The 13,037-nt window shown below is 69.1% G+C and carries 14 protein-coding genes; 10 read left to right on the forward strand and 4 right to left on the reverse strand.

The window, feature by feature from the left end; translation table 11 throughout:
• The first annotated feature begins 45 nt into the window (after window positions 1-45).
• The 3 genes from pyrE to AC0685_RS03830 all read left to right on the forward strand — a co-directional run bounded on the left by pyrE (window position 46) and on the right by AC0685_RS03830 (window position 1,788).
• Window positions 46-609, forward strand: coding sequence for an orotate phosphoribosyltransferase (gene pyrE / locus AC0685_RS03820; protein ID WP_016338130.1), 564 nt, complete (start codon window positions 46-48; stop codon window positions 607-609).
• 118 nt (window positions 610-727) lie between these two features.
• A complete protein-coding gene (locus AC0685_RS03825; RefSeq protein ID WP_478224157.1) occupies window positions 728-1,120 on the forward strand; it encodes a DUF2784 domain-containing protein in 393 nt (130 codons plus the stop codon).
• 14 nt (window positions 1,121-1,134) lie between these two features.
• Window positions 1,135-1,788 carry a TrmH family RNA methyltransferase gene (locus AC0685_RS03830; protein WP_478224159.1) on the forward strand — a complete coding sequence of 218 codons (654 nt, stop codon included), beginning with the start codon at window positions 1,135-1,137 and terminating at the stop codon, window positions 1,786-1,788.
• Between the two features lie 70 nt (window positions 1,789-1,858).
• On the opposite strand, the gene AC0685_RS03835 is transcribed toward AC0685_RS03830, so the two are convergent.
• On the reverse strand, window positions 1,859-3,994 hold the full coding sequence (locus AC0685_RS03835; protein WP_478224161.1) for a molybdopterin-dependent oxidoreductase: 2,136 nt from the start codon (window positions 3,992-3,994) through the stop codon (window positions 1,859-1,861).
• A 73-nt stretch (window positions 3,995-4,067) separates the two neighbouring features.
• On the opposite strand from AC0685_RS03835, the gene AC0685_RS03840 reads away from it, so the two are divergent.
• Window positions 4,068-5,084, forward strand: coding sequence for a glycoside hydrolase family 76 protein (locus AC0685_RS03840; protein ID WP_478224163.1), 1,017 nt, complete (start codon window positions 4,068-4,070; stop codon window positions 5,082-5,084).
• 17 nt (window positions 5,085-5,101) lie between these two features.
• Here the strand turns inward: AC0685_RS03840 and AC0685_RS03845 are convergent, their stop codons facing one another.
• The 3 genes from AC0685_RS03845 to AC0685_RS03855 form a co-directional block, all read right to left on the reverse strand.
• Window positions 5,102-5,635 (reverse strand): GNAT family N-acetyltransferase, encoded by a 534-nt coding sequence (locus tag AC0685_RS03845; RefSeq protein ID WP_478224165.1) that lies wholly within the window; start codon window positions 5,633-5,635, stop codon window positions 5,102-5,104.
• Between the two features lie 47 nt (window positions 5,636-5,682).
• Window positions 5,683-6,552, reverse strand: a complete 870-nt coding sequence (locus AC0685_RS03850; protein ID WP_034312391.1) for a LacI family DNA-binding transcriptional regulator — start codon at window positions 6,550-6,552, stop codon at window positions 5,683-5,685.
• Window positions 6,553-6,640: 88 nt separating this feature from the next.
• Entirely contained in the window at window positions 6,641-7,675 is a 1,035-nt protein-coding gene (locus tag AC0685_RS03855) for a LacI family DNA-binding transcriptional regulator (protein WP_478224167.1), read from the reverse strand.
• 113 nt (window positions 7,676-7,788) lie between these two features.
• Between AC0685_RS03855 and AC0685_RS03860 the strand changes: the two genes are divergently transcribed.
• The 6 genes from AC0685_RS03860 to AC0685_RS03885 are packed head-to-tail and all read left to right on the forward strand — an operon-like array spanning window position 7,789 to window position 12,856.
• A complete protein-coding gene (locus tag AC0685_RS03860) occupies window positions 7,789-8,805 on the forward strand; it encodes a substrate-binding domain-containing protein (RefSeq protein WP_478224169.1) in 1,017 nt (338 codons plus the stop codon).
• Window positions 8,802-9,791, forward strand: coding sequence for an ABC transporter permease (locus AC0685_RS03865; RefSeq protein ID WP_034312398.1), 990 nt, complete (start codon window positions 8,802-8,804; stop codon window positions 9,789-9,791). Before AC0685_RS03860 ends, AC0685_RS03865 begins: the two co-directional genes overlap by 4 nt.
• Window positions 9,788-10,594, forward strand: coding sequence for an ATP-binding cassette domain-containing protein (locus AC0685_RS03870; RefSeq protein WP_478224171.1), 807 nt, complete (start codon window positions 9,788-9,790; stop codon window positions 10,592-10,594). The genes AC0685_RS03865 and AC0685_RS03870 overlap by 4 nt, the downstream gene beginning before the upstream one ends.
• Before the next feature lie 5 nt (window positions 10,595-10,599).
• Window positions 10,600-11,469, forward strand: coding sequence for a PfkB family carbohydrate kinase (locus AC0685_RS03875; protein ID WP_478224458.1), 870 nt, complete (start codon window positions 10,600-10,602; stop codon window positions 11,467-11,469).
• The gene (locus AC0685_RS03880) at window positions 11,466-12,113 is read left to right on the forward strand and encodes a nucleoside/nucleotide kinase family protein (RefSeq protein WP_125679555.1); all 648 of its coding nucleotides are present in this window, start codon (window positions 11,466-11,468) and stop codon (window positions 12,111-12,113) included. The genes AC0685_RS03875 and AC0685_RS03880 overlap by 4 nt, the downstream gene beginning before the upstream one ends.
• Window positions 12,110-12,856, forward strand: a complete 747-nt coding sequence (locus AC0685_RS03885) for an SDR family oxidoreductase (RefSeq protein WP_478224173.1) — start codon at window positions 12,110-12,112, stop codon at window positions 12,854-12,856. The genes AC0685_RS03880 and AC0685_RS03885 overlap by 4 nt, the downstream gene beginning before the upstream one ends.
• The last annotated feature ends 181 nt before the right edge of the window (window positions 12,857-13,037 follow it).

A 13,037-nucleotide genomic window follows, 5' to 3' on the forward strand; every position in this document is an offset into this window, starting at 1 on the left:
GCTACCGTCGAAGGACCCGGCGGGCCGTGTGTAAGACTCTCGGCCGTGGCGTACCCCGGTGTTGATCAAGCGGCGAAACTCGAACTGGCGAGACTGGTCGGCGAACTCGCCGTCGTGCACGGCAAGGTGACCTTGTCCTCGGGCAAGGAGGCCGACTACTACATCGACCTCCGGCGGGCGACGCTGCATCACGCGGCCGCTCCGCTCATCGGGAAGCTGCTTCGCCAGCTCACGCACGACTGGGACTACGTCGCCGCCGGCGGTCTGACCCTCGGCGCGGACCCGGTGGCGCTGGCGATGCTGCACTCAGCGGCGACCGACGGTGTCGTGCTCGACGCGTTCGTCGTCCGGAAGGCCGTCAAGGAACACGGCATGCAGCGCCGGATCGAAGGCGTCGAGGTGCTGGGACAGCGCGTGCTCGCCGTCGAGGACACCTCGACCACCGGTGGCAGCGTGCTCACCGCCGTCGAGGCTCTGCGCGAGGCTGGAGCCAACGTGGTCGGCGTCGCGACCGTCGTCGACAGGGACACCGGAGCGCGCGAGGCCATCGAGAAGGAAGGCCTCGAATACCGTTACATTCTGAACAAGGACGATCTCGGTCTGTCCTGAGTAAAACGTCCCGAACGGGGCATCCTCCGTGCGAACGGAGGATGCCCCGTTTTTTCGTGAGCGTTTCTCAATCCGAAAGGGGTAACGTCGCAGGTAGGGGTGTGAAAGGGGGCTTGAGGTGGCGGGTTTCCTGGCGAACGTGACAGTCGCGGTGCATATTTTCGCGCTGTTGTTCATCGGATTCGGTGGTTTCCTCGCGTGGCGGTGGCCGAAGGTGATCTTCGTGCATGTGTTCTTCGCCGCATGGGGTGTCCTCGTCAACGTCTTCCCCTGGCCGTGCCCGCTGACGGCCGCCGAGAACTACTTCCGGCATCAGCAGGGCCTCGGCGACCTACCCGGCGGCTTCAACGCCTACTACCTCTACGACACCGTGTTCCCGCGCTCGTCGCTGCCGTTCGTCGTCGTGATCGCGATGGCGACGGTGATCATCTCCTACATCGGCGCGTACCAGCGCCGGCGTCACCGCCACCACGACGGGGACGCACCGGCGCACCGCGTCAGCATGGGCTGAGTGACAATCCTCGGGTGAACTCGGAAGAAGCCGGTCCCACCGAATGGGTGGCGAAGGAAGAGGTCGGCGTCGGTCCATGGGAGGGCGACTGGCCTTCGGACGAGCGCTACGACCCCGAACTCCTGGCCAACGGCGACCGCCGCAACGTCGTCGACCCGTACCGGTACTGGCGGCGCGAGGCCATCGTGTCCGATGTGGACAGCCGTCGGCATCCGTTCCACGTGGCGATCGAGAACTTCCAGCACGACCACAACATCGGCACCGTGGTCCGGACGGCGAACGCCTTCGCCGCCGCCGCGGTGCACATCGTCGGGCGGCGGCGCTGGAACCGGCGCGGAGCCATGGTGACCGACCGTTACCAGCACCTTCTCCACCATGAGGATGTCGACGGGCTGCTGACCTTCGCCGCGACGGAGGGGCTCGCCGTCGTCGCCGTCGACAACACTCCCGGCTCGCAGCCCGTCGAGACCGCCGAACTGCCGCGCGAGTGTGTCCTGCTGTTCGGCCAGGAAGGGCCGGGTCTTTCGGCCGAGGCGCAGAAGACGGCGGCGCTGGTCGTCTCGATCGCGCAGTTCGGCACGACCCGCTCGATCAACGCCGGCGTCGCCGCCGGGATCGTCATGCACGCCTGGATCCGGCAGCACGCCGACCTGTCCCAGGCCTGGTGATCTCCCGCATTTCGTCCTCTGAATGCGGTCCTTGCGTGTGCAAGTACCGCATTCAGAGGACGAAATGCGGCTAGACGGGGGTGACCTCCACCGGGATGCCGTTCAGCACGGCGTTCCCGGACGGGACGTCGAGCAGGGTCTCGTCGGCGACCAGATTCGAGTTGACCCCGGCGTGCGCGGCCGCGACCCGCGTGCGCGTGCCGTCGAGGTCGTGGCCCCAGCCGTGCGGCATGCTCACCACGCCGGGCCGGACGTCGGCCGTGACCTCCACCGGCGCTTCGAGCTTCCCCGCCCGCGACGTCACCGCCGCGAGTCCGCCGTCGGTCAGCCCGAGGCGGGAGGCGTCGTCCGGATGCACCTGGACGGTGCACCGGTTCCCGCCGCGCACCAGCGGCGTCAGGTTGTGCATCCACGAGTTGTTCGAGCTCAGGTGTCGCCGTCCGATCAGCAGCAGCCCGCCGTCCGGCGCCTTGTCCAGCTCCGCGCGCAGGCGGGGGACGTCCTTCGTGATCGCGTCCGGCGCCAGCTCGACCTTCCCGCTCGCGGTGGCGAGCGCCTCCGGCAACCGCGGTTTCAGCGCGCCGAGGTCGACGCCGTGCGGGGCGGCTTCGAGATCGGCCAGGTTCAGGCCGTACGGTCCGCCGCGCAGCATCAGGTCGATCATCCGCGCCGGCCCTGTGCGGCCTTCGGCGAGCGCGAGGTCGACGCCGGTGCGCCGCGCCGTTTCGCCCGCGACCATCGCGTCGAAGGCCGCGACGTCGACGTCCGGGCCCTGGCCGGCGGCGATTCCCGCCATCCGCAGCAGGGTCACCCATTCCTGCGGCATCTCGGTTTCCAGCGTCCGGGGTGTCCAGTTCGCGACGTTGCGCACGGCGAGCGCGTACAACGCGACGTCGTAGTGCGGCCGCTCCAGCGGTGACGGCCCGGGCAGGATGACGTCGGCGTGCCGCGTGGTCTCGTTGAGGTATACGTCCAGCGAGACCATGAAGTCCAGCTGCCGCAACGCTTCCGTGAGCCGCGCGGAGTTGGGCGTGCTCAGCGCGGGGTTGCCGCTGATGGTCACCAGCGCCCGCACCTGGCCTTCGCCGGGTGTCTCGATCTCGTCCGCGAGCGTGGCCACCGGCAGCTCGCCGAGCACCTCGGGATACCCGCGCACCCGGCTCGTCCAGCGGCCGCTGGTGAACGGCGAGGACCGGCGCGGCCGCCAGAGGGCGGGCAGCGGGAACATCACGCCACCTTCGCGATCGAGGTTGCCGGTGAGCGTGTTGACGACGTCGACCAGCCAGCTCGCGACGGTGCCGAACGACTGCGTCGTCGTCCCCATCCGGCCGTACACCGCGGCGCGCCCGGCGTCCGCGAGTTCGAGCGCGATGCGGCGGATCTCGGCGGCGTCGATCCCGGTCGCGGGCGCGACCGCCTCCGGGGTGAAGGGTTCCGCCAGGGCACGGACTTCGTCGACACCGTTCACGTGCTCACTGGGACGGACGCGGTTCTCCGCGAACAGGACGTTGACCAGCGCGAACAGGAACAGCGCGTCGGTGCCGGGCCGGATCGCGTGGTGCTCGTCGGCGAGCTGCGCGGTCCGGGTGCGGCGCGGATCGAGGACGACGATCTTGCCGCCGCGCTTCTGGATCCCGCGCAGCTTCCCACGGGTGTCCGGGGCGGTCATCAGGCTTCCGTTGGACACCAACGGGTTCGCGCCCAGGATGAGCAGGTGTTCGGTGCGGTCCAGATCGGCGACGGGAATGGTCTGCGGGTCGCCGAAGAGGTAGCCGGAGGAGAAGTGCTTCGGCATCTGGTCGACGGTGGTCGCGGTGTAGAAGTTCCTGGTGCCCAAGGCTTTGAAGAACACGCGGCCGTAGAGCACCAACGCCGCGTTGTGCACCGTCGGGTTGCCGGAGTAGACGGCGACGGCGTTCCTGCCGTGCTCGTCGATGATCGGCCGGAGCCGCCGGTCGATCTCGGCGAACGCCTCGTCCCAGGTGACCTCGACGAACTCGCCGTCGCGTTTCACCAGCGGCGCGGTGAGCCTGTCCGGGTCATGGTGCAGCGCGCCGAGCGAAGCGCCCTTCGGACAGATGTAGCCCTGCGAGAAGACATCCTCGCGGTCCCCCTGCACGCGGGTGACCAGGCTCTTCTCGTCGATCGTCACCTCCAGCCCGCAGGTGGCTTCGCAGAGCGGGCAGGTCACGTGCGCCGTGGTCATGAAGCACCTCGCGGGTTCGGGAGTCCTCCCAACATACTGAGCGGTATGTCGGCGGGCAAGGGATGATGGCGCGATGACTGCTCTCGCCGACCGAGCCGCGATCGCCGAGCGCGCGATCCGCGACCGGCATCTGCGCCGCGTGTGGGGGCTGCCCGGGACCGTGCTCGGCCGGAGCGGCTGGCCGCCGTCGGCGGGGCAGCGCGTCCACTGGCACTGGAACTACTGGTGGCAGGCACACGTGCTGGACACTCTCGTCGACGCCCAGCTGCGGGACCCTTCACCGCATCGGCTGAAGCTGATCGACCGATTCGTGGTGTCCGTGCGGCTGCGCAACTTCGGCAAGTGGATCAACGACTACTACGACGACATCGCCTGGCTCGGTCTCGCGCTGCAACGCGTCGGACATCTCGGGCTGGACGTCCGCGGCGGACTGGAGGCGATCAGCTCACGGCTGCGCGAAGGCTGGACCGACGACGCGGGCGGCGGGATCTGGTGGCGCGTCGGCGACGACTTCAAGAACGCGCCCGCGAACGGCCCGGCCGCGATCTTCCACGCCCGCGAAGGCGCCACGCAGCACGCTCGTGGTCTGACCGACTGGATGACCGAGCGGCTCGTCGACCCGGATTCCGGACTGGTGTGGGACGGCCTGCGGGTCGGCAGCGGGGAACTAGTCAGGCATATTTTCACGTACTGCCAAGGTGTTTACCTCGGCGCCTGCCTCGAACTGTCCGAAGTGGACAGGGTGGGGCGCACGATCCAGGCCGTTGCGGAACATGTCGCGCCGAACGGGGTGATCCGGGGGCAGGAAGGTGGTGACGGCGGCCTGTTCGCCGGGATCCTGGCCCGGTATCTGGCGCTCGCGGCACCGCTGCTGCCGAGCGGGATCGCGCGCGAACTGGTCATCCGGTCGGCTGACGCCTGCTGGTCCGGTGCCACCGAGACAACGCACGGGCCGCTCTTCAGCACCGACTGGGCGACTCCGGCGCCTTCGCTGCCCCTGGCCGCTGGCGCTCCCGAACGCGACCTGTCCGTCCAGGTGAGCGCGTGGATGCTGCTCGAAGCCGCGGCGACCCTGGAACACCGCATTTAGAGGACTAAATGCGGTAGCTACCAGACGTCGCCCGCCCGCCAATCGCAGGTGATCTCCCCGTCCAGATCGAGAGTGACCCCCACCGGCAGCACGTGGATCGACCCGTCGTCCTCCTTCGTCGCCTCGATACCCGAAGGTGTCATGGCCGACGAAGTACCGCGCCACAGCAGCCAGCCCCGCGACGCGTAGAACTCCAGTGCCTCGTCGGACGCCGAAAGGGCCCCGAGGTCGTACGCCTTCCGCAGGACCCGCTCCAGGGCGTCCATCATCGCGGCGCCGTGGCCGCGCCGCCGGTGATCCGACCGGATGGCGACCGCCTCGACATAACCCGTCCGGAGGACCCGTCCGTCGTGCACGAGCCGCCGCTGCACCAGTGACGCGTGCCCGATCAGCACACCGCTCTCCCACACCAGCGTGTGCATGCCGCCGAGCGCGTTCTCCCAGTCGTGGTCACTGAAATCGCCGTCGAACGCGTCGTCCAGCAGAGCGCGTGCCGCCTTCAGCACGCCTGCTTCGAGGTCGGCGGTGTGCACGGTCCACAGGTCGGTCATTCCGCCATCTTCACCCGGCGGCGGCGTTCTGACCAGCGAGTTGTGACTCAGCAGCCGCACGACTGACGGTGTATGAAGCGCGGCGCGAGCCGTACGGATTCGGGTCGTCGCTCAGGGTCGGTGATCCGGGCCAGCAGGAGCTCGACGGCCTTGCGCCCGATCTCCTCGATCGGCTGCGCCATCGTGGTGACCGCCGGGGTCACCTGGCCCGCCCACTCCATGTCGCCGTAGCCGACGATCGCGAGGTCACGCCCGATCCGGATGCCGAGCCGGTGCGCCTCGTACTGGACGCCGATCATCATCGCCTCGCTCGCCACCACGAGCGCGGTCGGCGAGGGCCAGCTGTCGAGCAGTTTCGCCGTCGCGGCGGCGGCTCCGCCCGGGGTCGACTGCCCGCACGCGACCAGCTGCGACGTCCATCGGAGGCCGGAGCGGCCGAGGCCGAGCCGGTAGCCCAGCGCCCGCTCCTCGTAGGTGGTCATGTCCTCTTCGCCCGAGATGAAGCCGATCTTGCGGTGCCGCAGCCCGGCGAGGTGCCGCACGAGCGCGCACACGGCCTGGATGTTCTCGGAGCCGACCTGGTCGACGTCGTTGCGGCCGGCCATCCGGTCGACGAGCACGGTCGGCACACCCATCCGGACCAGTCCGTTGATCACCGCTTCGTCGCCTGCCGCCGGGACGAGCAGGACACCGTCGACGCGGTCGGCCCGCAGCGCGCGGATGACCGCGGCTTCTTCGGCGACGCTGTCGCCGGTGTCGGCGAGGGTGATTTCGCAGCCGTGACGGCGTGCGGCGCGGCGGATGGCGCGGACGAGTTCACCCGAATACGGGTTCGCGTGCATCGCCATGGCCACCCCGAACCGGTGGGTGACAGGGGTGTCCTCCCACAGGGGTAACGCCGGGGACAGTGCGGTCATCGCTCCACGCCTTCATTCGAGCTTGAACGACGGTAACGGCTGACGGAGCGTCGCTCGGCGGCGAGACCGGAAAGTCTCCCAACAATCATCAATGTGAGTGAACGAGAGCGCATCCGCAGGACGCGCGATGGCGGAGCGTAGGCGGAATCCGCATCGTCTGGGCCTTGCGTGCCGGATCGTTGATCCGGGCCAGCAGCAGGCGTACCGCCTGTGTGCCTATCTCCTCGATCGGCTGCGCCATCGTGGTCAGCGGCGGATCGACCAGATCGGCCCATTCGACGTCGTCGTAGACCACCACCGGGAGGTCGACGCCCGCCCGCAGGCCTCGGCGCCGAAGCTCGTGCAGCACCCCGACCATCATGGTGTCATTGGCGACCACCAGCGCCGTCGGCGGCTCCGGCAGCGCGAGCAGCGTGCTCAGCGCGAGTGCCCCGCCCGCCTGCGAGGACTGGCCGCACGCGACCAGCTCCTCCGACCAGGTCAAACCCGAGCGGCCGAGCCCGAGGCGATAGCCGAGGATGCGCTCCTCGCTGGTGCTCAGGCCCGCGGTGCCGCTGATCATGCCGACCCGCTGATGCCCGAGCGACGCCAGATGCGCGGTCAGCGCGGACGTCGATTGGATGTTCTCCGCGCCGACCTGGTCGACGTCGGTGCGGGTGGAGAGCCGGTCGATGAGTACGGTCGGGACGTCGAGCGAGACGAGTTCGCCGATCACCGATCCGTCGCCCGGCGACGGCGTGATCAGCAGCCCGTCGACCCGGCGCGAACGCAGGGTCCGCACGGTCTCACGTTCGGTGTCGACGGTGTCGTGCGTGTCCGCGAGCAGGACCGTGTACCCGGCCAGCGCGGCTTCGCGTTCGATCGCCTGGATCAGGACGGCGAAGTACGGGTTCGCGATGAGGGAGATCGCGACGCCGATCGACCGCGTCCCGCCGGTCACCAGCGAGCGGGCGATGGCGTCGCCGGTGTAGCCGGTCTGCTCGATCGCGCGGAGGACCGCCAGTTTGGTGTCCTCGGCCACCGCCCTCGTCCCGTTGACCACGTGGGAAACGGTGGTGATCGAGACTCCCGCCAGCTCGGCGATGTCGCGTTGGGTGGGACGGGACGAGCGAGACGGCGGCATTACCTATCCTCGGAAAGTCAGCTGGCAAGCGTTTGCGCAAACGCTTGCGAGTGAGCATAACCCTGTCTACCTTCCGGTCCATCACGGACAGCCTTGAATCGGAGGGCATCCCCATGAGACAGCGCAGTCTCGCCGCGCTCGCCATGGCCGCCGCACTCGCGGTGACCTCGGCCGGGTGCACCGTCGAACGCCACTGGGGTGGCGGTTCGAACGCGGGCGACGGTGGCAAGGCCAAGGTCGGCCTGGTCACCAAGACCGATACCAATCCCTACTTCGTGGAACTGAGAGCGGCCGCCAAGGCCGCCGCCGAGGCGAACGGCGCGGAGTTCAGCGCGCTCGCCGGCCAGTTCGACGGCGACAACGACGGCCAGGTCCGGGCCATCGAGAACCTCATGCAGCAGGGTGCGAACACCATCCTGATCACGCCGAGCTCCTCGACCGGCGTCCTCGACGCCATCGACCGCGCCCGCAAGGCCGGGGTGCTGGTCATCGCGCTCGACACGGCGACCGAACCGGACACCGCCGTCGACGCCACCTTCGCCACGGACAACTTCGAGGCCGGACGTCGGCAGGGCGCCTACGTGAAGGCCGCGTTGGCGGGCAAGCCGCCGAAGCTGTTCATGGTGGACGGCACCGCCGGGTCCACAGTGGACACCCAGCGGCACACCGGGTTCCTCAAGGGCATCGGGCTGACCGACGCGTCGCCGGAGATCAAGGGCAAGACGCCCGCGAACGGCGACCAGAGCCTCGCGCAGCAGGGCGTGGAGAACCTGCTGCAGCGCACCACCGACATCAACGCCGTCTACACGATGAACGAGCCGATGGGCCGCGGCACCTACGCCGCGCTCCAGGCCCGCGGCCTGGTGAACCAGATCGTGATGGGCTCGATCGACGGCGGCTGCGAAGGCGTCAAGAACGTGCGCGACGGCCAGTACGCCGCCACGGTCATGCAGTTCCCCAAGAAGATGGCCGAGCAGGGTGTCCTCGCCGCCGTCGAGTACGCCAAGACCGGCAAGAAGCCGAGCGGGTTCGTCGACACCGGATCCGCGGTGATCACCGACAAGCCGATCCCCGGCGTGGAAAGCCAGGACACCAAGTGGGGCCTCGAGAACTGCTGGGGGACGAAGTGACGACCGCAACCCTGAAAGGCAACGAACGCCCGTCCATCGGTGAGTTCTTCCTGCGCGCGCCCGCCGTCGGGCCCGCCCTGGCCCTGCTCGTCGCGATCGTGGTGTTCTCCCTTTCGACGGACACCTTCCTCGATCTCGACAACCTTTCCCTTGTGGTGCAACAGTCCCTGGTGGTCGGCACACTCGCCCTCGGGCAGACGCTGATCATCCTGACCGCGGGTATCGACCTGGCCAACGCGGCCGCGATGGTGCTCGCGACGCTGATCATGGCGAAACTCGTGGTCGGCGGCGTCTCCGGGATCTGGGCGCTGCTGCTGGGAATCGTGGCGACGGTGGTGATCGGCATGGTCACCGGCTCGCTGGTCACCCGGATCAAACTGCCGCCGTTCATCGTCACGCTCGGTCTGCTGACCGTGCTCACCGCGGCCGCCAAACTGTTCGCGAGCGGGCAGGCCGTCCCGGTCGCCGACGAACTGCTCAAATGGCTCGGCACCCGCCGGTACCTGTTCGGCGGCATCCCGATCACCTACGGCATGACGCTCGCTTTGCTGATGTACCTGGGACTTTGGTACGCGCTCACGCGGACGCCGTGGGGCAAGCACGTCTACGCGGTCGGCAACGCGCCGGAATCCGCGCGGCTGTCCGGGATCAAGGTCAACCGCACGATCCTTTCGGTGTACATCGTCGCCGGCGTGATCGTCGGGATCGCCGCCTGGCAGGCGCTCGGCCGCGTGCCGAACGCCGACCCGAACGCCTTCCAGCTCGGCAACCTCGACTCCATCACCGCGGTGGTGCTCGGCGGCGCGAGCCTGTTCGGCGGCCGGGGTTCCGTACTCGGCACGATGATGGGCGCGCTGGTCGTCGCGGTCCTGCGGTCCGGGCTGACCCAGCTCGGCGTGGACGCGCTCTACCAGGACGTCGCCACCGGTGCCCTGCTCATCGGCGCTGTCTGCGTCGACCGTTTCGCGAGGAGGCGGCAGTCATGACGACACCCACGTTGTCCGCGCAGGGCCTGGTCAAACGCTACGGCCGGGTCACCGCCATCGACGGTGCCGATTTCGAGCTGTTCCCCGGCGAGGTGCTCGCCGTCGTCGGCGACAACGGCGCCGGGAAGTCGAGCCTCATCAAAGCCCTTTCGGGCGCGGTGATCCCGGATTCCGGTGAGATCAAAGTGGACGGTCAGACCGTCCACTTCAAGTCCCCTTTGGACGCTCGCCACTACGGGATCGAGACGGTGTACCAGGATCTCGCCGTCGCGCCCGCGCTCGACATCGCGTCGAACATGTTCCTCGGCCGGGAAAAGCGGCGTAAGGATCTCTTCGGGCAGCTGTTCCGGAAGCTGGACACGGCGGCCATGCGGGCCGACGCGCAGCGGATCCTCGACGAGCTCGGCATCAACATCAAGTCCATCACGCAGCCGGTGGAGACGTTGTCCGGCGGGCAGCGCCAGGGTGTCGCGGTCGCGCGGGCGGCGGCGTTCGGCACCAAGGCGGTGATCATGGACGAGCCCACCGCCGCGCTCGGCGTCGCCGAATCCGGCAAGGTGCTCGACCTGATCAACCGTATCCGCGAACGCGGCCTGCCGGTGGTGCTGATCAGCCACAACATGCCGCATGTGTTCGACATCGCCGACCGCATCCACGTGCACCGCCTCGGCAAGCGCGTCGCGGTGGTCTCGCCGAAGACGCACACCATGAATCAGGTCGTCGGCCTGCTCACGGGTGCACTGAAGATCGGTGAGAACGGCGAGGTCGAAGAGGTCGCGTCGGCCGTCCACACGGGGCTGTAGTGCGGGTGCTGCTGGCGGGCCTGTGCACCGTCGACCAGGTTCAGCGCGTCGCCGAGATCCCGGCGCCGGGCGAGAAGGTGCGTTCGCTGTCGATGGACGTCGCCGCCGGGGGGCCGGCGACGAACGCGGCGGTGACCGTGGCCGCGCTCGGCGCCGAAGCGACGCTGCTGACGGTCGCCGGTGCGCACCCGCTGGCGGCACTCGCCCGAACGGACCTCGAAGCGCACGGCGTCGACCTGGTCGACCTCTATCCCGAACGGCCCGATCCGCCCGCGATCAGCGCCATCGTCGTCCGTGACTCCGACGGGGAACGCACCGTCGTCTCGCGCAACGCCCACGCCTCCACGCATTCAGTCCTCTCGATGCGGTCCTTGCACGCGCAACTACCGCATTCAGAGGACGAAATGCCCGGGTGTGTGCTCCTGGACGGGCACCATCCGGAGGTCGCGTTGGCGGTCGCGCGCTGGGCGCGGGAGCGGAAGGTGCCGGTGGTACTCGACGCCGGGAGCTGGAAGCCGGTCTTCCCCGAACTCCTGCCGCTCGTCGACGTCGCCGCGTGCTCGTCGCTGTACCGCGGGGACGACCCGCGCGAGCACGGCGTGCCCGTGGTGATCACGACCGCGGGCCCCGATCCGGTGCGCTGGTCGACGGCGGACGGATCCGGTGCCGTCCCCGTCCCTGTCACCCAGGCGCGTGACACGCTGGGCGCGGGCGACGTCTGGCACGGAGCTTTCGCGTACGCGGTCGCCCGGGACCAGGGGGACGTTCCGGGCTGGATCGCGTTCGCCAACGAGGTGGCCGCCGAACGGGTGCGGCATGAAGGACCGAGGTCGTGGACGGCCGCGGTCGCGAAGATGGGAGAGGGACAGCCATGACAGCCATGCCTCCGGTGTTCGAGGACCTGTTGAGCAGGGCTCAGACGCTGGCGAAGCCGGGACAGCGCAGTGTGCTCGGCATCGTCGGCGCCCCCGCGTCCGGCAAGACGACGCTGGCCTGGGGCCTGGCCAAGGCGCTGGGCACGAGGGCGGCGGTGGTCGGGATGGACGGCTTCCACCTGGCGCAGGTGGAACTGCAGCGGCTCGGGCGGGTGGAGCGCAAGGGCGCCCCGGACACCTTCGACGCCGCCGGGTACGTGCACCTGCTGCGCAGGCTCGCCGAAGGCCGCGAGACGGTCTACGCACCCGAGTTCCGCCGGGAGATCGAGGAGCCGATCGCCGGCGCCGTCGCGGTCACGCCGGACGTCCCGCTGGTCATCACCGAGGGGAACTACCTGCTCATGCAGGACGACCCGTGGAGCGGCGTGAAGCCCATCCTCGCCGAGTCGTGGTTCCTCGCGCCGGACGAGCCCGAGCGCATCGAGCGGCTCGTCTCGCGGCACCGCCGTTACGGCCGTTCGCTGGTCGAAGCGCGTCGCCGCGCGCTCGGTTCCGACCAGCGCAACGCCGATCTGATCGCGTCCACCAGCAGCCGGGCCGACCTGGTTCTCGAGAACCTCCCGCTGGTTAACTTCGCCATATGAGTGGTGTTCTCGTCGTCACCGGCGGCAGCAAGGGCATCGGCGCGGCGGTCTGTGAACTGGCCGCCGCGCGCGGTTACGACGTCGTCGTCAACTACGCGGGTGACGCCGAAGCGGCCGAGGATGTCGCCTCGCACGTCCGGAAACACGGTGTCCGGGCGATCACCCAGCGCGGCGACGTGGCATCCGAAGACGACGTGGTGGCCCTGTTCGACGCCGCCGTCGAGCTCGGCCCGCTCGCCGGGCTGGTCGCGAACGCGGCCATCACCGGCAACACACCGGGCCGCTTCGACGAGTACGACGTCGATGTCGTCCGTCGTGTCGTCGAGGTCAACATCACGGGTGTCTTCCTGTGCGTCCGCGAGGGCATCCGCCGGATGTCGACTCGGTACGGCGGTGACGGCGGCGCGATCGTGACGCTGTCCTCCACCGCCGCGCGGACCGGTTCGCCAGGGGAATGGGTCCACTACGCGGGCACCAAGGCGGCCGTCGAAACGATGACCTACGGCGTGGCGCAAGAAGTCGCGAAAGAATCCATCCGGGTCAACGCCGTCGCACCGGGCATGATCCACACCGGACTGCACGCCGCGGCGGGAATGCCCGATCGCATGGAGCGGATCGCGCCGACCATTCCGATGGGACGGGCGGGCGAACCCGGCGAAGTCGCGGAAGCCGTGCTGTGGCTGCTTTCCCCGGCCGCGTCGTACACCACCGGGACGGTGCTGACCGTCGGCGGAGGGCGTTGAGACCCAGGGCCACGGCGCGGTCACGGGGCGATATCGGCTCCGCGTGCGGTTCAGCCACTTTTTAACACTGTTTCCCGGCGGATATCACGATTCATGTGGGAAGTCGGCGGATCACCTCGTGGCCCGAGGCGCCTGTGTCACCCTGGTGGCGCCCCCAAGCTCTTGATCAGGACGGTCATCC

Source organism: Amycolatopsis sp. NPDC043889, assembly GCF_056435645.1.